We start from the raw sequence: 19,825 nt of genomic DNA, 5'->3' as shown, positions 1-19,825 counted from the left end.
GTGAAGGTTGAGGACGTCATGGACTTCCTTGTCGATCACCGGGCTGCGAACGTAACTCCCGGGTACATCTCCGAGCAGCTGCTCTCTATGTCGTGGATCATCGACGCCGAAGATGTAGCGCGGATCATCGAGGTAGGAAGACGGTGGCTGAAGTCGGACGATCAGTTCCGGGTGGCCGTTGCGATCGGCTTGGAGAGCGAAACGTACCTGGCCGACTCCTGGGAGGAGATCGCCGATTTGGCGGAACCTCTCAAGGAGAAGTTCCCCTCGATGGCAGCTGACGTGGATGCGTGGATGGCGAGAGCCAGACCCGCCTACGAGAGGCTGAAGAAGGGCTCCTTCTTCGAGCAGGGGGCCCAGGACGCCTGACAACAGCGCTGCCCACCGGATCGCCTCCGGTGGGCAGCGCTGAGAGCGAAGTAACTCGCCATCGAGCGAGTCGAGAAACTCGCAGCGCAGAGAGCCAAGGAGAAGGCGGCCGAGGCAGCCAAGAGAACCGCCGACAAGGCACTCAAGGCCACCAGGAAAACCGGCAACCGCGTCCAGCAGCAGACCTGGCCTCGATCTTGCATGACGGTCCGTCGGTCTCTCCGGCGGCCCGTTTCTCTGTTGCGGGTTGGTTGTGAGAATGGCGGTGGCCAGGCTGTCGCGTCGGGTGGGCGCCGGGTTCCACTGCTCCGGTGGGGTGATGCTGCTCGCATGGACTCGTGATGTCGCGGCGGGCGAGCAGTCAGCGTTGCGCCTCCAGTGGTCGGATCGGACGTCACCGCACATCAGGCCGCCACGACCACCAACACGCCCTAGAGACCGGGGCCGAGGTCGAGGATCCCGTACCCGAATCCCTCGGCGGTGATCGTGGAGCCGTTCACCGTGACCCCGTCGGCCTCCAGAGGCACCCCGGCGCGGGCACCGTCGTAGGCACAACTCGCCCTCCGCTCCCGTGGGTTGATGACCACGAGGTACCGTCCGCCGCGCAGGTACACGAACGGATGGCCGGCGTGCAGCACCTCCACCGAGCCCCGGGAGCCGAGCTGCGGGGTGTGGGCGCGCAGGGTGACGAGGCGGCGTACGAGGTGGAGGAGCGAGGTCTCGTCGGCGCGCTGGGCGGCGACGGTCGGGCGAGTGGGCGACGGGTCGACGGGGAGGTAGAGGCGGTCCGGCGCGGCGGTGGAGAAACCGGCGTTCGGGCCCTCGTCCCACTGCATCGGTGTGCGGGAGCCCGCGCGGTTGTAGCGGGGGCCGAGGACGCTGCCCTCCTGGTCGGGCAGGCCGGGAAGGTAGCGCATGCCGATCTCGTCGCCGTAGTAGATCGCCGGGAGTGTCGGCCAGGTGAGCTGGAACGCGAAGGCGGCGGGCAGTTGCTCGGGCGTGCGCGGGCCGCAGTTGAGGCGGGAGAAGTCGTGGTTGGCGGTGGGCAGGGAGATGAAACCGCTCGCGCCGAGCGCGGTGGACGCCTTCTCCCAGGCTTCGAGGAAGGGGCGCGGCGAACCCCGGCCGCTCCGGTCGAAGAAGCAGTCGAGCGGGTCCCAGCTCTCGTTGACCGTCCCCTCGCCGTTGCTCCACAGCGAGCGCAGGGCGAGGCCGTCGGTGGGGCCGCCGAACTGGAGGAAGAAGTCCGCGTGGAAGCCCGCGGGGACGGACACCTCCGGCTCGCCCCACTCCGAGAGCAGCACCGCGTCCGGATGCGCGCCGTCCAGCCAGTGGCGCAACTCGGCCCAGACCTTGGCGGTTTCCGTCCTGTCCGGATCGTCCTTGACGAGCGAGGCGGCCATGTCGACACGAAAGCCGGACAGGCCGAGCCCCAGCCAGTGGTCCATGATCGTGCGCAGCGCCGCCCGGTTGGCGCGCGGCCCCTCGGCGTCGACCGGCAGGCGCCAGGGCTCGGCCGGATGCGCCCGCGCATAGCCGAAGTTGAGGGCGGGCTGGAAGGCGAAGAAGTTCGGCAGGTACGCGCCCGGGCGGCTGCCGGGGGAGGGGACGAAGCCGTCGGGACGGCCCTCGGCCGCCCAGATGTACCGGTCGTCGGTCGGATCGTGCGCGGCGGCCTTGAACCACGGGTGCTCGTCGGACGTGTGCCCTGCCACGAGATCCAGCAGGACCCGGATGCCGCGCCGGCCCGCCTCGTCGATCAGCTTGGCCAGGTCGTCGAGGGAGCCGTAACGCGGCGCGACGGCCAGGTAGTCGCTGACGTCGTACCCGGCGTCGCGGAACGGTGAGAGGAAGCACGGGTTCAGCCACACGGTGTTCACGCCCAGCCACGCGAGGTGGTCGAGGCGCTCGGCGATCCCGTTGAAGTCGCCGATGCCGTCGCCGTTCGAGTCGGCGAAGGACTGCGGATAGATCTGGTAGAAGACGGCGTCGGCCAGCCAGGCGGGGGCGGGACGGAACGAATTCATGAACGGGACCCTAGACCGGCGCCCGGGGCGCGCGCTGCCCCTAAGCTGAGGGCGATGTTCACCCCGCAAGGTCCCACCCTCCGCGAACTGGCCGCGCAGGCCCTGTCCTCCGTCGAGCACGGCTATGACCTGCTTGCACCCAAGTTCGACCACACGCCGTTCCGGACTCCGGACGCGATCCTCGACGCCGTGGCCCGTGCGCTGCGCCCCATCGGCCCGTTCGACCACGGCCTCGACCTGTGCTGCGGCACGGGCGCGGGCATGGAGGTGCTGAGCGGACTGTGCCGGGGGCACGTCACCGGGGTCGACATCAGCGCGGGGATGCTGGCCGTGGGGCGGGAGCGGACGGGTACGGGGGGACTGAAGCGTACGGAAGCGGACGCGCCGGGGGTCGCGCTCCCCGGCGGCCGAACGCGCCCGCGACCCGGCGCGCGAGCGGGGGCGAGCCCCGGATCGTACGAGGGCGCGGACCGGGGGATGTCGCCGCGCCTCGCGTGGGTACGGGGCGACGCGCGTGCCCTGCCCTTCGGCCCCGTCTTCGACCTCGTCGTCAGCTTCGGCGCGTTCGGGCACTTCCTGCCGCGCGAGCTGCCGGGACTGTTCGCCCAGGTCCACTCCGTACTGCGACCGGGCGGGCGTTTCGCGTTCCCCGTCACGGCCCCGCCGCGCCCGAGTTCGCCCTGGTACTGGGCCCTGTTGGGCTTCGACACGGCGATGCGGGTGCGCAACGCCGTCTGGCGGCCGCCGTTCGTCATGTACTACCGGGCGTTCCGGCTCGGCGACGTACAACGGGAGCTGAGCCGGGCGGGGTTCGACGTGGAGCTTCTGGCGCTGCCCGAGTTCGGGTGGCGGCGTGACGGCAGCCCGCGATGCCGGATGGTCGTGGCCACCCGAAGCGGCGGCGCCTCCGCCGCCGCTTCGGATGCCGCTTCCGGATCCGGCTGACCCGCGCCGTCCCGGGAGATGTCCCGGGAGGTCAGGCGAAGCGGCGGACGAACTCCAGCGCGGTGTCGGCGACCTCCTGCCAGCCGTGGTCAATGGTCAGCGCGTGTCCACGGCCCAGGATCTCGGTGATCTCGGTGACGCCCGGGTTGTGCTGCTGCTTCTTGTACGAGGCGTTCGTGATCGCCCACGGCACGGTGTGGTCCTTCTCGCCCGAGATGATCAGCAGCGGGCCGCGGTCGGGGTTCTCGGTGTCGACCTTGACCTCGGTCCACGGGTTGAAGTTCGCCGTGGCGGCCTGGAAGAGCGGGGCGCCCGGCGCGGGCACGGCGAACGTGTCGTACAGCTCCTTGGCCTCCTCCTCGCTCACCGCGTTGGCGAAGCCGTAGCGGAACTGGTCGAAGGTGAGCGGGACGGCGCGGTGCCGGTTGGCCGGGTTGCCCAGGACCGGAGCGGCGGAGCGCAGCGACGAGATCGGCAGCGGCAGCACACCCCGGAACGGTGCAGGGTCGATCGCCACCGAGACGGCGGACCGGCCCCGGCCGGCGAGGATCTGGGTGAGCAGTCCACCGAAGGAGTGGCCGATGACCGCCGGCTTCTTCTCCAGGCCGCCGACCAGTGTCTCCAGATGGTCGGCGACCTGCCCGACCGTCTTGCCTGCGAGGACCTCCGGGTGGGCGTTGGCCTCCTCGACCGTTTCGGGGTCGTCGGGCCATGACAGGGAGACCGGCGCGTAGCCCGCCTGCTCGAAGTGCGCGGTCCACCGGTCCCAGCTGCTCGGCAGCAGCCACAGGCCGTGGACGAAGACGACCGGGACGCGGCCCGTGGCGTTGGCCCGCTCGATCTGCTGTGCGTCGTTGGTGGTCATGTCTCGAACCTAGTCGTGTACGGCGCTCCTGGGATCTGTCACGTGACTGCGTCCTCGGACCGGTTTCACCCCGCCGCCGGCAGTGTGAACTCGTAGACCAGGGCGTCCTGTTGTGCCTCCACCACCAGTTCGGTGATCTCCAGGGGCCGGTCGTACTGGTCGTGCACGCGCCGGGTGACCCGCACGGACTGCGGGAGCCGTGTGATCGCGTCCCGGTGGTGCAGGGTCAGCCCGGCCTTGCGCATCCAGTCGTACGCCCGCCGCAGCTGCGCCGAGGCGGAGCCGTCCGCGCGGTCGCGGTAGCGGGCGAGTTCCTCGACCTCGGTCACGGCGACGGCGGAGAACGAGGTGAAGGCCGTACGCAGTCCGCTGCCGTCCGCCGCGGCCGACTCGTAGCGGTGGACGAGGGTCGGCCGGGCCGGCGCGAGCCCCAGTGCCTCGGCGTGCTCGGGCGGGGGAGCCTCCCAGGTGACGCTGGCGCGGTGGACGGCGCACGGCTCGGCGGTGTGCGCGCCGACGGGGAAGTCGAGCGAGGGGATGTGCTCGGCGGTGGTGCCGGGCAGGGTGGCGTGGCTGCCGCGCCGGTCGGTGGAGACGAGACCGTCGCGCCGCAGCCGCTGCAGCGCCTGCCGCACCGTCTCGCGGCTGACGCCGAAGCGCGAGGCCAACTCCCTTTCTCCCGGCAGTCGTTCACCGGGCGGAACCGTCCCGTCGCGCAGTTCGCCGAGCAGTTGTGCGGCGATCCGCGCGTAGCGGGGCTCCTGGTCGGACGGGTGGGTGCTGGTGGGACTGGTGGTGCGGGCCATGTCCGCGCCTCCTGAGAGGTGACCGTGGTGAGCGTGCTGATCGTGGTGACAACACGTAGCCGTGCGGGCTCTGTGCGCCACCAGATCTAGCATTGGTCTAAACCACGAGGGAAGACCGGTCGGACGGTTCGGCCGGTTTCAGCCCGCACCCACCGGGCGTCGCGGGCGCGCTCAGAGCGCGCTGTACAGGGCGTCCACGAGCGCCATCTTCCTTGGGTCGTCGGCGATGTGCGGGCCCATCCGGTTCATGACGTACCCCAGGGAGAGGCCTGACTCGGGGTCGGCGAGACCGCAGGAGCCGCCGAAGCCGTCATGTCCGAAAGCCCTCGGGTTGGGACCGTACGAGCCATTGGGTCCGCTCAGCCACAGCCCGAGGCCGGTTTCCGTCTCGTGCTCGAACCCGGCGCCGAGCACCAGATCCCGGCAACTGCCCTGCCCCTCGCGCACCCGCTCCGCGGCCTCCGGGGAGAGCACCTGCCGGGAGCCGTACGCCCCGCGCCCGGCGAAGATCCCGTACAGCGCGGCGACCGCGCGGGCCGTGCCGTGACCGTTGGCCGCGGGTATCTCGGCCGCCCGCCACTGGGCCGTGTTGGCCTCGGTGGCGCCGACCAGCGGATTGGCGAGGGCGGCCACCGCCGCGGGCGCCAACTGGGCGAAGATGGCGGCCTGTTCACTGCTCGACGCGACCCGCGGATGCACCAGCTCGGCCGCCCGCTCGGCCTCCTTCTCCGGCAGCCCGATGGTGAAGTCGATCCCGAGCGGCCCGGTCACCTCCCGCTCCAGGAACGCGCCCGGCCGCAGCCCGGAGACCCGCCGCACCACCTCTCCCACCAGATGGCCGAAGGTGAGCGCGTGGTACCCGGACCGGGTCCCCGGCTCCCACCACGGCTCCTGCGCCGCCAGCCGCTCCACGGTCAGCTCCCAGTCGCACAGCTGGGCCAGATCGTGCGGCTCGCGCAGCCCGGCCAGCCCCGCGCGGTGCGACAGCAGATGCCGTACGAGCACGGACTCCTTGCCCGCTGCCGCGAACTCCGGCCAGTACGCGGCCACCGGGGCGTCGAAGTCGAGCAGCCCGCGATCGGCCAGGATGTGCGCGCACAGCGAGGTCGGGCCCTTGGACGTCGACCAGACGTTGACCAGCGTCTCGCGCTCCCAGGGCCGGGTGCGCGCCGCGTCGGCCCAGCCGCCCCACAGGTCGACCACCGTCTCGCCGTCGAGCGTGACGGTCACGGCCGCGCCGAGCTCGTCGCGATCCCGGAAGTTCTCCTCGAACGCGGTGCGCACCGCCGCGAAGCGGGCGTCGCAGTGGCCGTGAACACGCGGCGCGGGCTGGGTCATGGGACCTCCGTCATCCATCGGGACTCCGGCCCTGAACGTACCGACTGGTCGGACTGGAGGGAAGCGGTGTGACGGCATCCGTCTTCCGTACGTGTCGTCGCTGCCCGTCGTCCTTCACCGCGGGATCTTCCGCATGTCACCCAACACCCCTACGCTGCACGTCGGTTGACCACCGAGACGCAGGAGGCAGGGGAGCATGTACAGACATGTGAGGGTGTTGGCGCGTACCGGGATCGCGGTGGCGACGGCGGGAGCCCTCGCCCTGACCACGGCCCCCGGCGCCACCGCCGCGGATCTCTCGTACTCCGCCAGTACCTCGGTCGGGGTCCACAACTCCTACGACAAGGCCAAGTACACGTACTTCGCCGACGCGCTGGACTCCGGCGCCGGAATGCTCGAACTCGACGTGTGGACCAATGTGTTCGGCGCGTCCTGGCGCGTCTCGCACAGCAACCCGATCGGCAACGACAACAACTGCGAGAACGCGGCGAACGCCTCCGAACTGCGCACCAAGTCCCGCAACCGCGACCTCGCCGGCTGCCTCTCCGACATCAAGGCCTGGCACGACGCGCACCCGGGCCACCGGCCGATCCAGCTGAAGATCGAGATGAAGGACGGCTTCGCGGCCAACGCCAGCCGTGGCCCCGCCCAGCTGGACGCCCTGCTCACCGCGAAGCTCGGCGACGCCCTGCTGCGCCCCGCCGACGTCGTCGGCTCCCACGGCGACCTCGACTCGGCGGTACGCGCCGACGGCTGGCCCGCCCGCTCGGCCCTCGCGGGCAAGTTCATGGTCGAGCTGATCCCCGGCACCGTCGAGGAGGGCAACCCCTTCGACTCGCTCTGGACCGACCGCGAGTACGCCACCTACCTCCGCGACCTCGCCGCGGCCGGGCGCCTGCGCGAGGCGGCCGCCTTCCCCGCCGTGCACAACGCGGCCACCGGTGACCCGCGCACCCGCTACACGGACCCGACCATCCGCCCGTGGTTCGTGATCTTCGACGGCGACGCGGCCACCTACGCGAACGGCACCATCGACACCGCCTGGTACGACGACCGCCACTACCTCGTCGTCATGACCGACGGCCAGAACGTGCCCCCGGCCATCGACGCCACCAACCCCACCCAGGCCCAGGCCCTGGACCGCGTCGCCCTCCTCGCCCGGCAGCACGCCAGCGTGGTCTCGGCGGACTGGTACCCCCTGCCCGCGGTCCTGGCGACGGTCGTACCACGCGGAACGGCGGGCTGAGCGCGGCCGTCACCTCTTTACGGCCGCGTCAGAGGTGCGCGGGCAGCCAGGCCAGCTTGGCCGCTTCCTGGTAAGGGCCGCCGCCCTCGTGGTCGTTGAAGTCGTAGACCTCGATCTTCTTGTCCTCGTGGTCCCAGGCGTTGAAGGCCGCGAAGATCGTGGAGGGCGGGCAGGTCTGGTCCTCCAGCGCGACCGAGAAGAGGGCCGGCGCCCGCCCGCGCGCCGCGAAGTGCACCCCGTCGAAGTAGGACAGCGTGCGCAGGACGTCCTCGGTGCGGCCGCGGTGGGTCTTGAGGTAGTTGCCGATCTCCCGGTACGGGTGCCGGTCCGTCAGTGTCGTCGCACGCGGGAAGTCGCACAGGAACGGCACGTCAGGCGCGATCGCGGCCAGGTCGGGGACCAGACCGCCCACCGCGATCGTGATCCCGCCGCCCTGACTCCCGCCGACGGCCGCCACGCGCTCCGCGTCGACCAGCGGATGCGAGCGGGCCGCCTCCACCGCGCGCACACCGTCGGTGAACACCCGGCGGTAGTAGTAGTTCTCGGGAGCGTCGATGCCACGGGTCATGTAACCGGGGTACGCGGGCGCGCTGCCCACCGGGTCCGGGGTCTCGCCGCCGCCCCAGGCGCTGCCCTGACCACGGGTGTCCATCACGAAGTGCGCGAAGCCCGCCGAGGCCCACAGCAGATGCGTGTGCGAGAGGCCGCGACCGCCGCCGTATCCGACGAACTCGACGACCGTGGGCAGGGCCGAGTTCGCCCAGGCGGGCAGCGTGAGCCAGCCCTTGACCGGGTGCCCGCCGAACCCGGCGAACGTCACGTCGTACACCTTGACGGTCTTGAGAGGCGTCTCGACGGGTTCGAAGCGGGCGTCGAGGTCGTGCTCCCGCGTCTCTTGGAGGGTCTTGGCCCAGAAGGTGTCGAAGTCCTCGGGCTCGGCGGACACGCTGCGGTATTCGCGAAGTTCGTCGAGGGGGAGGTCGAACTGGGCCATGAAGGACCACCTTGTGACGTCACGGGTGCGGATGATCACACCGTACGTGTGACGCCGGAGGGCCGCCAGACCTCCCTTCGGTCAGTCACCGGGGCCGAGGGCCAGGGCCACGGACCAACCACAGTCACGTCGCCCGGCCCGGTCGTCCTCACTCTTGCGCGACCAGCGGTTGGCGTTCACGGCGACCTCCTTCGCGCCGGTCCCGACGCGGCGTCGGGCGGCCGAGCGCCACGCTAGGAAGCGCCGTCCCGCCGTGCCACGTCACGCGTGCACAGTCGGGCCGCCGGACGCGCCACCGGGGCGGACGGGAGCCGTTCCGGTGCACAAGAGGGCGGGCGCACCCCCTCACCGGTGCACAGTTCGCCGCTGGTGAGGGGCGGGTTCAGGCGGCCGGCAGGGAGGGGCGGCCGGTGTCGGCGTGCAGCGCGAACGCCAGCGGGCGTACGCCGCTGAGCGCCTGCTCGCGCTCGTTCCCGCTTCCGTCGAGCGCCTCCGTCTCGTCCGGGCCCACCGGCAGGTCGCGCTGGATCAGCGGCGCGGCGGCCCGCAGGTGACTGCGGACCGTCACCGGCGCCAGGTCCAGCGCGGCGGCCGTCCGCCCGGTGTGGGTGTCGTTCTCCAGCCAGACCCGGAGCGTGCGCAGCAGATCGCGGCGGTCGGCCCGCAGCGGCTCGAGGAACGAGTCGGCCCAGGCGCGGACCTCCGGAGCGGACACCATCGCGGTGAAGTCCGCCGCCGGGTCGGCCGAGTGCGCGTCATGACCGTACTTCACGACGACCTGGAGCGCCGTCGAGACCACCACGCGGTTCAGGACCTGGCCGCGGTCGAGGCCGAGCAGACCGAAGCCCTTGTTGATGCGGTGCGTCACCGTGTTGCGGTGGATGCCGAGCAGCCGGCCGACGGCCGTGTGCGGGAACTCGAGCCCCAACTCCAGCGTCCGTACGAGCTGTTCGCGCTGCCCGGCCGGCAGGGTGAGCACCGGGCGCAGCAGTGTGCCCGCCCACCGTCGGGCCGTGGCCGGCGGCAGGACGTCCATCAGGTCGGCACGCTGTTCGGCGAGCGCGACCCGGCCGGCCGTCCGGCGCGCCGTCACGAGGGTGCCGGCCGCCTGCGTGTAGGCGTCCGCCACGCTGCTCAGCGCGTACACCCGGCTGCCGCCCATGGAGTGCTCGGGCAGTGCGGCGACGACGGCCTCCAGCGTGTGCCACACACCGCCCGGAGCGTCCTCGTCCGTCTGGAGCGGATCGACCACGATCAGGTGATTGAACACCGGGCACCTCGCCAGCAGCGCGCGTCCGGCGAGCGCGTCCTCCGCCTGCCGGAGCGTCACCTCACGGTCCTCCCGCGCGCAGTCGATCACATGGACACGCACCGACTCGGTCGCCAACAGCCCTGGCGCCAGGCCGGCCAGCACGCGCTGGGCCGCCACCTCCTCGCCCACCATCAGCAGTTGCAGGACGCTCAGCTGCACCTCGCGCCGGGTCTCCATCAGTTGGTCCCGCAGCCGAGTCCGGTCGATGAGACCCAGCGCCTTCGCCGCGTGCCCCAGCAACTCGGTGCGCACGTCGTCGAGCGGACGGCGGGGGGTCACCGCCAGCACCGCGCCGGAACCGGCGGCGCTCAGCGGGAGCGACTCCGTCCGCGTCCGGGGGACGGCGGTGCGAGGGGGCTGCCGGGTGAGGACGTCGGGCGTCGCGGCCAGTACACCGCGCAGGGGATCACTGACCACCACTTCGGCGTCCACCGCGGCCGCCAGCCAGTCCGCGATCCGTTGCATCGCGTCCGTGTCCGCGTCCGTGGCCGTGTGCGCGTCGGCGAGCCGGTCCGGAAGCCGGTTCAGCAGCGCGGTGAGCTGATCGGCGTGCCATTCGGCCTGCCGGTAGCGGTACTCGCGCAGCCGCGGGATCAGTTCGTGCCAGTCGTGCAGCTCCTTCGTCGTGGTCAGCAACGGTACGCCGAGGCGGACGGCCGAGCTGCGGATCACCACCGGAACGGACTGCGCGCCGTGCTGCCCGACCACCACGGCGAGTCCGGCGGCCCGCTGCCGCGACAACTCACGCAGCAACGGCTCGACCCCCTCGTGCACGGACGTCCGCCCGGAAGCCCAGAAGTCACCGATCACCACCAGCGCGTCCCTCACATCACCCAGCGAGCCGCCCGCGGCCGCGGCCAGGGACAGGGCGCGTACGGAATCGACCGCGCGGTCGGCCATCGGGCCGCCGTTGACGAACCGAAGACAGAAATCGGGCTCCTCGCACAGGTTGATCAGCGTGGGCATGGCGTCCTTCCCGCGTCGATGGCGCACCGGCCGCTGCCGACACCGTAGGCGCGTCCGCCGCCGGACCGCAGTACGGGGTGCGCGAAAGGGACGCGGGACGGGTGGCACCCCGCGCCGTCAAGACGGGTGGTCCCCCGCCAGCAAGGCCGAGTGGCACCGCCGCCAGCAAGGCCGAGTGGTACCCCCGCCATCAAGACAGGTGGTACCCCCGCCATCAAGCCGTGTGCCGTCGCCACTTGGGCCCCGTACGCGCCCACTCCCGCTCCCACTCGGCCAGGCGGCGACGCGCGGCGGTCCGCCGTACGGCGAAGTGCCAGGCGAGTACGACGGCCACGACGCCCGCGGCGGTCGACACGCCGGTCGTCAGCGCGTGTTGCCAGACCGCGCCGGTGCTCACCGGCGGACCGACGTTCCGGCCGCGCGCATCGAGCCAGACGGCGACGCGGTCGCCGCGCTGCCCGCCCGCGGGGACCAGGGCCTCACCGGTCCGGGGCCCCTTGCCCGGCTCGGTCCAGCGCACCTTCACCCGGAACGTGGGCAGCCTGGCACCCTGCGGCGAGGGCACAGCCGCGGGCGCGGTCTCGACGAGTACGGCGCTCACCCGCTGCCGCTCGGCCCGCTGAGCCGCCGCCCGCGCCTGCGCGCTGTCGTACCGCCACCACCCCACAGCGGCTCCGGCCAGCGGCGCACCGACGAACAACAGCACGGCGACGGCCAGTACCGTCCACGCCTCGACGACGTCCGAGCGGCGGCGCAGCGGATTGCGGCGCCAGTGCCAACCGCGTACCCGGGTACGCATCTTCACCTCCTCGCCTCCACGGTCTTGCCCGCGGAGGGCCGAACGGACCCCGTACCGGAACGGTTCGGCTCACCCGGCGTGACTGATCCGCGCCTCCTGTGGAACCCGCGAACCACTCCGCGCAGCGAACAGGAGCCACCATGACCTGTGCCCATCCAGCAGCACTCGACGCGCACTGGCGCGTAACCGCCCCCTGCACGAAAGGCAGTCGTCCGCGGTCGCACCCCTTGGGAAGGCGGAAGCCATGAGCACCGACACGCGGACGATCACCGTGGGCATCGACGGCTCGCGATCCAGCCTGGACGCGGCCGACTGGGCCGCCCGCGAGGCGCAGCGCCGACGGCTCCCCCTGCGGCTGCTGCACGCGGGGACCGAACCGGCCTCACTCGACCGGGCCGCCATCGAACTCTCCTACGCCCACCCGGCCTTGGACATCATCGCCCGCCGCACCGCGACACCGGCGGTCCCGGCGCTGCTCGCCGCGGCCGTCGAGGCGGAGACGCTGGTCCTCGGCTCGCGCGGCCGTACAGGGAGCGCGGGGTTCCCGGTCGGCTCGGTCGCCCTCGGTGTCGCGGCCCGCGCCGACCGCCCGGTCGTCCTGGTGCGCGCGGGCGAACTCCCCGAGGACGAACGGGTGCCCGTCGTCGACGGCTCACCGCCGAGTACGGCGCCCTACCTGCCGGTCGTCCTCGGACTCGATCCGGACGCCTCGGCCGACGATCTGATCGGCTACGCCTTCGACACGGCCGCCGTACGCTCGGCGCCCCTGCACGTGGTGCATCCGTGGACCCTGCCCACCAGCACACTGCGGCCGTGGCGCCACAGGTTCCCCGCGACCACGGTCCGCGAGCACCGTGTCGACGGCGATCCCGGCCCCCGTCTGCTGGAGGCGTCCGCGCGAGCCGGTCTGCTGGTCGTCGGGCGCCGCACGGGCCGGGGCCCGGGCCGCGCCGCGCGGTCGCTGATCCGGCACGCTGGCTGCCCGGTGGCGGTCGTTCCGCACGACTGACCGGGTTCGACGGGTGAGGACGTCTCAGCCGACCGGGTTCGACGGGTGAGGGCGTCTCAGCCGACCGGGGTTCGACGGATGGGGGCGTCTCAGCCGAAGCGTTCGATACGAATGCGGTCCACCGGCTGCCCGGCCTCCACCAGCAGCCGCGAGGCGTGCTCCGCGAACCCGTTGGAGCCGCACACATAGGCCTCCCAGCCACCGGGCGGCCGCTCGGCCAGCAGCGGCGCCAGATGCGCCGCCGCGAGCCGACCCACGGCCACCCCCTCGGGGGCGGTGCGCGTGAAGACGGGCGTGGTCTCGGCGCCGTACTCCCGCGCGTAGATGAGCTCTTCGGGGCCGCGCGCGGAGACGAGCAGCCGCAGCGGCACATCCAGTGCGCGGGCCCGGTGGTGGCGCAGCATCGACATCAGCGGTACGACACCGGAGCCGGCGCCGACCAGCAGCGCGGGCCGGTCGCCGGGCCAGGCGAAGAACCCGCTGAGCGGGCCGCGCACCTCGACCGAGTCACCGGGCTTCGCCACCGTGTGGAACCAGCCGGAGACCTCGCCGCCCTCGACGTGGTCGAGGGTGAGTTCGATGTGCCCGGCGTCGTCGGGCGGTGACGCGAGGGAGTAGTGACGCTGCGCCACGTACCCGTCCTCGGCGGTCAGCCGCAGCATCAGGTGCTGTCCGGGCAGATGCCCCGTCCACTCCGGCACCGCGAACCGGAAGGTGGCGGCGCCCGGCGTCTCCCGGCGGATCTCGGTGAGCGTGGCGGTCTGCCAGGTGGCGGCGGCCCGGTTGCTCACCGCGATCCGCCCGGGCACGGCGAACCGGGTGGGCGGTACGAACGTGTCGGTCATCGTCTCAGTCACCGGAGTAGCGCTGTTCTTCCCAGGGGTTGCCGCGTGCGTGGTAGCCGTTCTGCTCCCAGAAGCCCGGCTCGTCGTGGTCGAGGAGCCTGAGGCCCGCGATCCACTTGGCGCTCTTCCAGAAGTACAGGTGCGGCACGATCAGCCGCGCCGGGCCGCCGTGTTCGGCGGGCAGCGGCTTCCCCTCGTACTCCCAGACGATCCAGGCACGACCGCCGGTGACGTCGGCGAGCGGGAGGTTCGTGGTGTACCCGGTGTGCGAGTAGGCGACCACGTGGGTGGCGGACGCGTCCGGGCGCACGGTGTCCAGGAACGCGTCCAGGGAGACACCCCCGAAGCGCACCCCGAACTTCGACCAGCTCGTCACACAGTGGATGTCGCCCTCGTACGCCGAGGCGGGCAGCGCGTGCGCCTGCTCCCAGGTCCAGGTACGCGGCTCGGCCACCAGCCCGTCGACCCGGAAGGTCCAGTCGGCGGGTGTCAGGTCGGGGGTGACCTCGGCGGACAGGACGGGCCAGTCGTCGCCCGCGTCGTACTGGCCGGGCGGCAGCCCGGCGTTGTCGGCGCGGGGGCGCCCGGTGAAGGCTCGGGTGACGTTCATGGCGGTGGTGCCTCCAGGCCGTCGGGTGCGGCGGCCCGCGGATCGAGCGTGATCGGTGCTTACGTATTCAACCGTACGTGTCGGTTCAACCGTACGTGGCCGCGGGCCGTGCTCCGCGCCCGGGCGGGATCCCGATCATTGCGACCGTATGAACTCTCCCGGGGCCCGGGAATAGCCGCGCCGTGATCTCCCTTGCCGATAGTGCCGCCCGTGGTGGTGACGGCGGAGGAGAGTGAGGAAGCAGATGCCCAAGGCGTACGTCTTCACCCGGTACGGCGGACCGGAGACCGAGGCCCTGGTGGAGCAGGACCGGCCGAGCCCGGGCCCCGGCCAGGTACTCGTGGCGGTCCGTGCGGCAGGCGTGAACCCCGTCGACTGGAAGCAGCGGACGGGATACGCCCGCCCCGGCGCCGGGGCACGCGAACTCCCCGCCGTCCTCGGCAACGAGGTCGCGGGCGTCGTCGAGGAACTCGGTCCCGACGTGACCGGGTTCACCGTGGGGGACGAGGTCTTCGGCAGCCCGGTGGCCGGCGGATACGCCGAGTACGCCCTGCTGCCGACCGCAGTCACCGCCCTGAAGCCTGCCGCGCTCTCCTTCACGGACGCGGCGGCCCTGCCCGTCGCCGCGGCGACCGCGTACGACGGGATCCACCAGCTCGGCCTGCCCTCCGGCGCGACCGTGCTGATCACCGGTGCGGGCGGTGGCGTCGGTGTCGCGGCCACGCAGATCGCGCGTGCCCTCGGACTCACCGTGGTCGGTGTCGCGAGCGAGGGCAAGAAGGACTTCGTCGAGGAGCTCGGAGCCGTGCACGTCCCGTCGGGGCCGGATCTGGCCGAGCGGGTGCGGGCCGCCGCCCCGGACGGGGTGGACGCCGTCTTCGACCTGGTCGGGGGCGAGGTGCTGGAAGCCGCGGCGACCTTGCTGGACGACCGTACGAAGCTGATCACCGGCGCCGACCGGGAGACGGTCGCCCGGCTCGGGGGAGGACCCGTCGAACGCGCCCGCACCGCCGCCGTCCTCGACGAGGTGGCGCGCCAGGTGGTCGACGGCCGGCTGAGCCCCTTCGTGACGGGGACCTTCCCCCTCGACCGGGCCGCCGAGGCGCTGCGCACGGTCGAGGACGGTCACGCCCGCGGCAAGATCGTGATCGAGGTCGCCCGATGAGTGACCGTCGCATCACGAGCCCCCGTCCGTCGGCCGGCGCGACGCACCCGCTGGACAACCCGGCCCACGCCTCGCTGACCGGCCCGCACGCGCACTTCGCCGAACGCCGGGGACACGTCCTGCGCTATCCCGTCGACGTGTCGCCATGGCTGGCCCTGCCCGACGACCCGACCGACGACGACTGGGCCGACCTCGCCACCCTCGTCGGCCCCGGCGGCGAGGCCCCGCTGGCCGGCTTCAACGGGCCTACCCCGGAAGGCTGGGAGGTGACCTTCAGCCTGGACGGCGTCCAGCTCGTCGACGACGGACTCGCCGCGGCGCCGGACGCCGAGGCGGTGCGGCTCGGCCCCGCCGACGTACCCGAGATGCTGGACCTGGTGGAGCGCACCAGGCCCGGCCCCTTCCTGCCACGCACCGTCGAGCTCGGCACCTATCTCGGCATCCGGCGCGGCGGCGCGCTGATCGCCATGACGGGGGAGCGGCTGCATCCGCCGGGCTGGACGGAGATCAGCGCGGTCTGCACCGACCCGGACTTCCGCGGCGAGGGACTCGCCACCCGCCTGATCCTGGCTGTGGCGCACGGCATCCGCGAACGCGGCGAGACTCCCTTCCTGCACACCGCCGCGAGCAACACCAACGCCATCCGGCTCTACGAGTCCCTGGGCTTCAAGCTGCGCCGCAGCACGCGGTTCATGGCGGCACGGGTTCCGGAGCACCTGACGGACGGCCGGGCCGTGGGGGTCCGTTGACGGCTTCCGAAGGCCTCCGGTGGTGAAGCCTCAGCTCCCGGAGGCCTGCGCGGCGGCCGACGCCCCGGGCGCCGCCGTGTTGTACCGCACCAGGTAGGCGGCGAACCGCTCCAGGTCCGCCGCCGGCCAGTCCGCGAGCCGCTCACGGAACGCGATCCGGCGGCTCTCGGTGACCTGGGCGAGGATGCGGGTGCCCGCCTCCGTCAGCTGGAGCACCTGCACCCGGTGGTCCTCGGGGTCGACTCGGCGTTCGATGAACCCGGCCCGCTCCAGCGCCGACACCTGCCGGCTCACCGTGGACTTGTCCAAGGCGTAATGCGCCGCGAGGTCGGTGGCACGACAGCCGCCGCTCTCCTCCAGATGACCCAGCAGGGTGTACGAGACCAGCGACAGCTCCGGATGCATCCGCCCCGCCGAGGCCCGGGCGCGGCGGGCGAAGGCCGTCATCTCGCGCTGAATGGTCTCGACGGACGCGTCGGCTGCATTCACGGGAGCTCCTTCCTCTCTAGTTGCATAGTACAACTTGGTGCTCCGCGTCCGGCGCGAGGCGAGGGAGCGCCTCCATCGCCGTCCGGCCCTTCCTGTAAGGTGACCGTCCTGGCTGCGGACCACCCCAGCCCGGGAGTTGCCGAGGAGGTGAGACCCATTACCGCTGTGTCAGGTCGGGTGCTCTCACCTCAGGACCCTGCGGATCGCCGCCTCTAGGTGACCGCGAGAGCGCCCTTCGCCTCACCGAAAGGCTTCTCGGCTCCCATGCCCCCTCTTTCCGATTCCGTTGTCGCCGCGCTCCGCTCTGCGGGCTGTGTCTTCGCCGAGGACGAGGCGGAGTTGATCCTCTCCACCGCCCGCACCCCGGACGAGGTCACCGTCATGGTGGACCGGCGCGTCTCGGGACTCCCCCTCGAACACGTCCTCGGCTGGGCCCGGTTCCACGGCCTGCGCATCGTCGTCGAGCCGGGCGTCTTCGTACCCCGCCGCCGTACGGAGTTCCTCGTCGACCAGGCCGTGGCCCGTGCGCGCGGCGCCGCCCTCGTCGTGGACCTGTGCTGTGGCTCCGGCGCGGTGGGTGCCGCGCTGGCCGCCGCCCTCGGCGGGCCCGAACTGCACGCCGCGGACATCGATCCGGCCGCCGTGCGCTGCGCGCGCCGCAACGTCGCACCCTTCGGCGGACACGTCCACCAGGGCGACCTGTTCGAGGCCCTGCCCGACGCCCTGCGCGGCCGCGTCGACGTCCTCACCGCCAACGTGCCGTACGTTCCCACGCACGAGGTCGGCCTGCTGCCGCCGGAAGCCCGCGACCACGAACCGCTCGTCGCCCTCGACGGCGGCGCGGACGGCCTCGACGTCCTGCGCCGCGTCACCGCCGAGGCGCCCCGCTGGCTGGCCCCGGGCGGCTGCCTCCTGGTCGAGACCAGCGAGCGCCAGGCCCCCGCGGCCGTCGAGGCCTTCGCCCGCGGCGGTCTGACCGCCACGCTGGCCGCCTCCGACGAGCTGTACGCGAACGTCGTGATCGGCACCAGGCCGCCGCGGGCGGCCTGACCTGCGAGGCGGGCTCGGCGAGCACCCGGGCCCGCCCGTCGCCGCGGAGCAGGCCTGCCCGTCGCCACGGAGCGGCGTCGGCCATCGTCACGGAGCGGGGCCGGCCCTCGTCACGGAGCGGGGCTGGCCCTCGTCGAGTGACCTCCGTCATTGTGCAACTAGTTGCATAAGGCGTTGTTCGTCGTCTACAACAGACACACGACACCGCGCACGGAGGTCCCGATGAGCCGATACCCGCACCTGATGAACCCGCTCGACCTGGGCTTCACCACGCTGCCCAACCGCGTGCTCATGGGCTCCATGCACGTGGGCCTGGAGGAGGCCGAGCGCGGCTTCGAGCGCATGGCGGAGTTCTACGCGACTCGGGCCCGCGGCGGCGTCGGTCTCATCGTCACCGGCGGCATCGCGCCCAACGACGCGGGACGCCCGTACGAGGGCGGCGCGAAGCTGACCACCGAGGCGGAGGCCGAGCAGCACACGGAGATCACCGCCGCGGTGCACCGCGAGGGCGGGAAGATCGCGATGCAGATCCTGCACTTCGGGCGCTACGCCTACCACCAGGACCTGGTCGCCCCGAGCGCCCTGCAGGCCCCGATCAGCCCCTTCCCGCCGCACGCGCTCACCGACGCCGAGGTCGAGCGGACCATCGACGACTACGCCCGCGCCGCCGAACTCGCGCAGCGGGCCGGGTACGACGGCGTCGAGATCATGGGCTCCGAGGGCTACCTGATCAACGAGTTCATCGCCGCTCAGACCAACCAGCGCGAGGACCGCTGGGGCGGCTCGTACGAGAACCGCATGCGCTTCCCGGTCGAGATCGTGCGGCGCGTGCGCGAGGCCGTCGGCGAGAACTTCATCATCATCTACCGGCTCTCCATGCTGGACCTGGTGCCGGGCGGCTCCACCCTGGACGAGGTGATCACGCTCGCCCGGGCCGTCGAGGCGGCCGGAGCGACGATCATCAACACCGGCATCGGCTGGCACGAGGCCCGTATCCCCACCATCGCGACCTCCGTGCCGCGCGGCGCCTACACCTGGGTGACCAAGAAGGTCATGGGCGCGGTCTCCATCCCCCTGGTGACCACCAACCGCATCAACACCCCCGAACTCGCCGAGCAGTTGCTCGCCGACGGCCACGCCGACATGGTGTCGCTGGCCCGACCGATGCTCGCCGACCCCGACTTCGTGGCCAAGGCGGCGGCCGGGCGGCCGGAAGCCATCAACACCTGCATCGGCTGCAACCAGGCCTGCCTCGACCACACCTTCAGCGGGAAGATCACCTCCTGCCTGGTCAACCCGCGCGCCTGCCACGAGACGGAGCTCGTCCTCGCACCGACCCGGCTGCGCAAGCGCGTCGCCGTCGTCGGCGCCGGGCCCGCCGGCCTGGCCTGCGCGGTCTCCGCGGCCGAACGCGGCCACGACGTCACCCTCTACGACGCCGCGAGCGACATCGGCGGCCAGCTCAACGTGGCCCGCAAGGTCCCCGGCAAGCAGGAGTTCGACGAGACGATCCGCTACTTCCGCACCCAGCTCGAACTGCACGGAGTGGACGTCCGGTTGAACACCCGCGTCGCCGCAGAGGACGTCTCCGCCTACGACGAGGTCGTGGTCGCCACCGGGGTCAGCCCGCGCACCCCCGAGATCCCCGGCGTCGACCACCCCAGCGTTCTCGGCTACCTCGACGTCCTGCGCGACGGCGCCCCCGTCGGCGACCGGGTCGCGATCCTCGGCGCCGGCGGCATCGGCTTCGACGTCGCCGAGTTCCTGACCGACGGCGGCGACAAGGCGAGCGAGGACCCGGCGACGTACTTCCGCCACTGGGGCGTCGACATGGACTACCAGGCACCCGGCGGCCTCGCCGCACCCGAGCGCCCCGCCCCGCCCCGCACGGTCCACCTCCTCCAGCGCAAGGCCTCCAAGGTCGGCGCCGGGCTCGGCAAGACCACCGGCTGGATCCACCGCACGGAACTCAAGCACCGGGGGGTCACCATGGTCCCGGGCGTCCAGTACGACCGGATCGACGACGCCGGACTGCACGTCACCGTCGAGGGCCACAGCCAGGTCCTGGAGGTCGACACCGTCGTGCTGTGCACCGGCCAGGAGCCGCGGCGCGACCTGTACGAGGCACTGTCCGCGGCGGGGCGCAGCGTGCACCTCATCGGCGGTGCCGACGTGGCCGCCGAACTGGACGCCAAGCGCGCCATCAAGCAGGGCACGGAGCTGGCGGCGGCGCTGTGACCG

General features: G+C 72.3%; 18 protein-coding genes. 8 read left to right on the top strand and 10 right to left on the bottom strand.

The window, feature by feature from the left end; translation table 11 throughout:
• Nucleotides 1–369 carry a hypothetical protein gene (locus tag OG798_RS10035; protein ID WP_267060989.1) on the top strand — a complete coding sequence of 123 codons (369 nt, stop codon included), beginning with the start codon at nt 1–3 and terminating at the stop codon, nt 367–369.
• Between the two features lie 431 nt (nt 370–800).
• On the opposite strand, the gene OG798_RS10030 is transcribed toward OG798_RS10035, so the two are convergent.
• Nucleotides 801–2,396 carry an alpha-amylase family glycosyl hydrolase gene (locus tag OG798_RS10030; RefSeq protein ID WP_267060988.1) on the bottom strand — a complete coding sequence of 532 codons (1,596 nt, stop codon included), beginning with the start codon at nt 2,394–2,396 and terminating at the stop codon, nt 801–803.
• A 54-nt stretch (nt 2,397–2,450) separates the two neighbouring features.
• Here OG798_RS10030 and OG798_RS10025 point away from each other — a divergent pair, with 54 nt between their 5' ends.
• A complete protein-coding gene (locus tag OG798_RS10025; protein WP_328756831.1) occupies nt 2,451–3,341 on the top strand; it encodes a class I SAM-dependent methyltransferase in 891 nt (296 codons plus the stop codon).
• Nucleotides 3,342–3,372: 31 nt separating this feature from the next.
• On the opposite strand, the gene OG798_RS10020 is transcribed toward OG798_RS10025, so the two are convergent.
• The 3 genes from OG798_RS10020 to OG798_RS10010 all read right to left on the bottom strand — a co-directional run bounded on the left by OG798_RS10020 (nt 3,373) and on the right by OG798_RS10010 (nt 6,350).
• Nucleotides 3,373–4,206, bottom strand: coding sequence for an alpha/beta hydrolase (locus OG798_RS10020; RefSeq protein ID WP_328756830.1), 834 nt, complete (start codon nt 4,204–4,206; stop codon nt 3,373–3,375).
• A 65-nt stretch (nt 4,207–4,271) separates the two neighbouring features.
• Nucleotides 4,272–5,012, bottom strand: coding sequence for a GntR family transcriptional regulator (locus OG798_RS10015; protein ID WP_095856295.1), 741 nt, complete (start codon nt 5,010–5,012; stop codon nt 4,272–4,274).
• Between the two features lie 171 nt (nt 5,013–5,183).
• Nucleotides 5,184–6,350 carry a serine hydrolase domain-containing protein gene (locus tag OG798_RS10010; protein ID WP_267060987.1) on the bottom strand — a complete coding sequence of 389 codons (1,167 nt, stop codon included), beginning with the start codon at nt 6,348–6,350 and terminating at the stop codon, nt 5,184–5,186.
• A 196-nt stretch (nt 6,351–6,546) separates the two neighbouring features.
• Between OG798_RS10010 and OG798_RS10005 the strand changes: the two genes are divergently transcribed.
• Nucleotides 6,547–7,596, top strand: coding sequence for a phosphatidylinositol-specific phospholipase C domain-containing protein (locus OG798_RS10005; protein ID WP_067373350.1), 1,050 nt, complete (start codon nt 6,547–6,549; stop codon nt 7,594–7,596).
• A gap of 28 nt (nt 7,597–7,624) precedes the next feature.
• Here the strand turns inward: OG798_RS10005 and OG798_RS10000 are convergent, their stop codons facing one another.
• The 3 genes from OG798_RS10000 to OG798_RS09990 form a co-directional block, all read right to left on the bottom strand.
• A complete protein-coding gene (locus tag OG798_RS10000; protein WP_267060986.1) occupies nt 7,625–8,590 on the bottom strand; it encodes an acetylxylan esterase in 966 nt (321 codons plus the stop codon).
• Between the two features lie 382 nt (nt 8,591–8,972).
• The gene (locus OG798_RS09995) at nt 8,973–10,868 is read right to left on the bottom strand and encodes a helix-turn-helix domain-containing protein (protein ID WP_267060985.1); all 1,896 of its coding nucleotides are present in this window, start codon (nt 10,866–10,868) and stop codon (nt 8,973–8,975) included.
• Between the two features lie 214 nt (nt 10,869–11,082).
• Nucleotides 11,083–11,667, bottom strand: coding sequence for an Rv1733c family protein (locus tag OG798_RS09990; protein ID WP_121417024.1), 585 nt, complete (start codon nt 11,665–11,667; stop codon nt 11,083–11,085).
• A gap of 244 nt (nt 11,668–11,911) precedes the next feature.
• On the opposite strand from OG798_RS09990, the gene OG798_RS09985 reads away from it, so the two are divergent.
• Nucleotides 11,912–12,676 (top strand): universal stress protein, encoded by a 765-nt coding sequence (locus tag OG798_RS09985; RefSeq protein WP_097226682.1) that lies wholly within the window; start codon nt 11,912–11,914, stop codon nt 12,674–12,676.
• 89 nt (nt 12,677–12,765) lie between these two features.
• Here the strand turns inward: OG798_RS09985 and OG798_RS09980 are convergent, their stop codons facing one another.
• Nucleotides 12,766–13,521 (bottom strand): ferredoxin reductase, encoded by a 756-nt coding sequence (locus tag OG798_RS09980; RefSeq protein ID WP_097226683.1) that lies wholly within the window; start codon nt 13,519–13,521, stop codon nt 12,766–12,768.
• A 4-nt stretch (nt 13,522–13,525) separates the two neighbouring features.
• The gene (locus tag OG798_RS09975) at nt 13,526–14,131 is read right to left on the bottom strand and encodes a sulfite oxidase-like oxidoreductase (protein WP_328756829.1); all 606 of its coding nucleotides are present in this window, start codon (nt 14,129–14,131) and stop codon (nt 13,526–13,528) included.
• A 244-nt stretch (nt 14,132–14,375) separates the two neighbouring features.
• Between OG798_RS09975 and OG798_RS09970 the strand changes: the two genes are divergently transcribed.
• Together OG798_RS09970 and OG798_RS09965 are read left to right on the top strand one after the other, a co-directional pair.
• The gene (locus OG798_RS09970; protein ID WP_095856303.1) at nt 14,376–15,296 is read left to right on the top strand and encodes an NADP-dependent oxidoreductase; all 921 of its coding nucleotides are present in this window, start codon (nt 14,376–14,378) and stop codon (nt 15,294–15,296) included.
• A complete protein-coding gene (locus tag OG798_RS09965; RefSeq protein WP_328756828.1) occupies nt 15,293–16,045 on the top strand; it encodes a GNAT family N-acetyltransferase in 753 nt (250 codons plus the stop codon). Before OG798_RS09970 ends, OG798_RS09965 begins: the two co-directional genes overlap by 4 nt.
• Nucleotides 16,046–16,075: 30 nt before the next feature.
• Here the strand turns inward: OG798_RS09965 and OG798_RS09960 are convergent, their stop codons facing one another.
• Nucleotides 16,076–16,492 carry a MarR family winged helix-turn-helix transcriptional regulator gene (locus tag OG798_RS09960; RefSeq protein ID WP_438948418.1) on the bottom strand — a complete coding sequence of 139 codons (417 nt, stop codon included), beginning with the start codon at nt 16,490–16,492 and terminating at the stop codon, nt 16,076–16,078.
• 306 nt (nt 16,493–16,798) lie between these two features.
• Between OG798_RS09960 and OG798_RS09955 the strand changes: the two genes are divergently transcribed.
• Nucleotides 16,799–17,584 carry a putative protein N(5)-glutamine methyltransferase gene (locus OG798_RS09955; protein WP_328756827.1) on the top strand — a complete coding sequence of 262 codons (786 nt, stop codon included), beginning with the start codon at nt 16,799–16,801 and terminating at the stop codon, nt 17,582–17,584.
• 222 nt (nt 17,585–17,806) lie between these two features.
• A complete protein-coding gene (locus tag OG798_RS09950) occupies nt 17,807–19,822 on the top strand; it encodes an NADPH-dependent 2,4-dienoyl-CoA reductase (protein WP_267060982.1) in 2,016 nt (671 codons plus the stop codon).
• Nucleotides 19,823–19,825 lie beyond the last annotated feature (3 nt).

Origin of the sequence: Streptomyces sp. NBC_00271 (assembly GCF_036178845.1) — a bacterium.
Lineage (GTDB): Bacteria > Actinomycetota > Actinomycetes > Streptomycetales > Streptomycetaceae > Streptomyces.
The sequence above is the reverse complement of the archived record's forward strand: the minus strand, read 5'-3'. Positions and strand labels throughout refer to the sequence as shown.

Bases quoted from the DNA above. Each gene is read 5' to 3' on its own strand.
- OG798_RS09965 (WP_328756828.1), top strand. From the start codon at position 15,293: ATGAGTGACCGTCGCATCACGAGCCCCCGTCCGTCGGCCGGCGCGACG.
- OG798_RS10015 (WP_095856295.1), bottom strand. From the start codon at position 5,012: ATGGCCCGCACCACCAGTCCCACCAGCACCCACCCGTCCGACCAGGAG.
- OG798_RS09985 (WP_097226682.1), top strand. From the start codon at position 11,912: ATGAGCACCGACACGCGGACGATCACCGTGGGCATCGACGGCTCGCGA.
- OG798_RS10020 (WP_328756830.1), bottom strand. From the start codon at position 4,206: ATGACCACCAACGACGCACAGCAGATCGAGCGGGCCAACGCCACGGGC.
- OG798_RS09955 (WP_328756827.1), top strand. From the start codon at position 16,799: ATGCCCCCTCTTTCCGATTCCGTTGTCGCCGCGCTCCGCTCTGCGGGC.
- OG798_RS10005 (WP_067373350.1), top strand. From the start codon at position 6,547: ATGTACAGACATGTGAGGGTGTTGGCGCGTACCGGGATCGCGGTGGCG.
- OG798_RS09970 (WP_095856303.1), top strand. From the start codon at position 14,376: ATGCCCAAGGCGTACGTCTTCACCCGGTACGGCGGACCGGAGACCGAG.
- OG798_RS09995 (WP_267060985.1), bottom strand. From the start codon at position 10,868: ATGCCCACGCTGATCAACCTGTGCGAGGAGCCCGATTTCTGTCTTCGG.
- OG798_RS09975 (WP_328756829.1), bottom strand. From the start codon at position 14,131: ATGAACGTCACCCGAGCCTTCACCGGGCGCCCCCGCGCCGACAACGCC.
- OG798_RS09950 (WP_267060982.1), top strand. From the start codon at position 17,807: ATGAGCCGATACCCGCACCTGATGAACCCGCTCGACCTGGGCTTCACC.
- OG798_RS10010 (WP_267060987.1), bottom strand. From the start codon at position 6,350: ATGACCCAGCCCGCGCCGCGTGTTCACGGCCACTGCGACGCCCGCTTC.
- OG798_RS09990 (WP_121417024.1), bottom strand. From the start codon at position 11,667: ATGCGTACCCGGGTACGCGGTTGGCACTGGCGCCGCAATCCGCTGCGC.
- OG798_RS10000 (WP_267060986.1), bottom strand. From the start codon at position 8,590: ATGGCCCAGTTCGACCTCCCCCTCGACGAACTTCGCGAATACCGCAGC.
- OG798_RS10025 (WP_328756831.1), top strand. From the start codon at position 2,451: ATGTTCACCCCGCAAGGTCCCACCCTCCGCGAACTGGCCGCGCAGGCC.
- OG798_RS09980 (WP_097226683.1), bottom strand. From the start codon at position 13,521: ATGACCGACACGTTCGTACCGCCCACCCGGTTCGCCGTGCCCGGGCGG.
- OG798_RS09960 (WP_438948418.1), bottom strand. From the start codon at position 16,492: ATGACGGCCTTCGCCCGCCGCGCCCGGGCCTCGGCGGGGCGGATGCAT.
- OG798_RS10030 (WP_267060988.1), bottom strand. From the start codon at position 2,396: ATGAATTCGTTCCGTCCCGCCCCCGCCTGGCTGGCCGACGCCGTCTTC.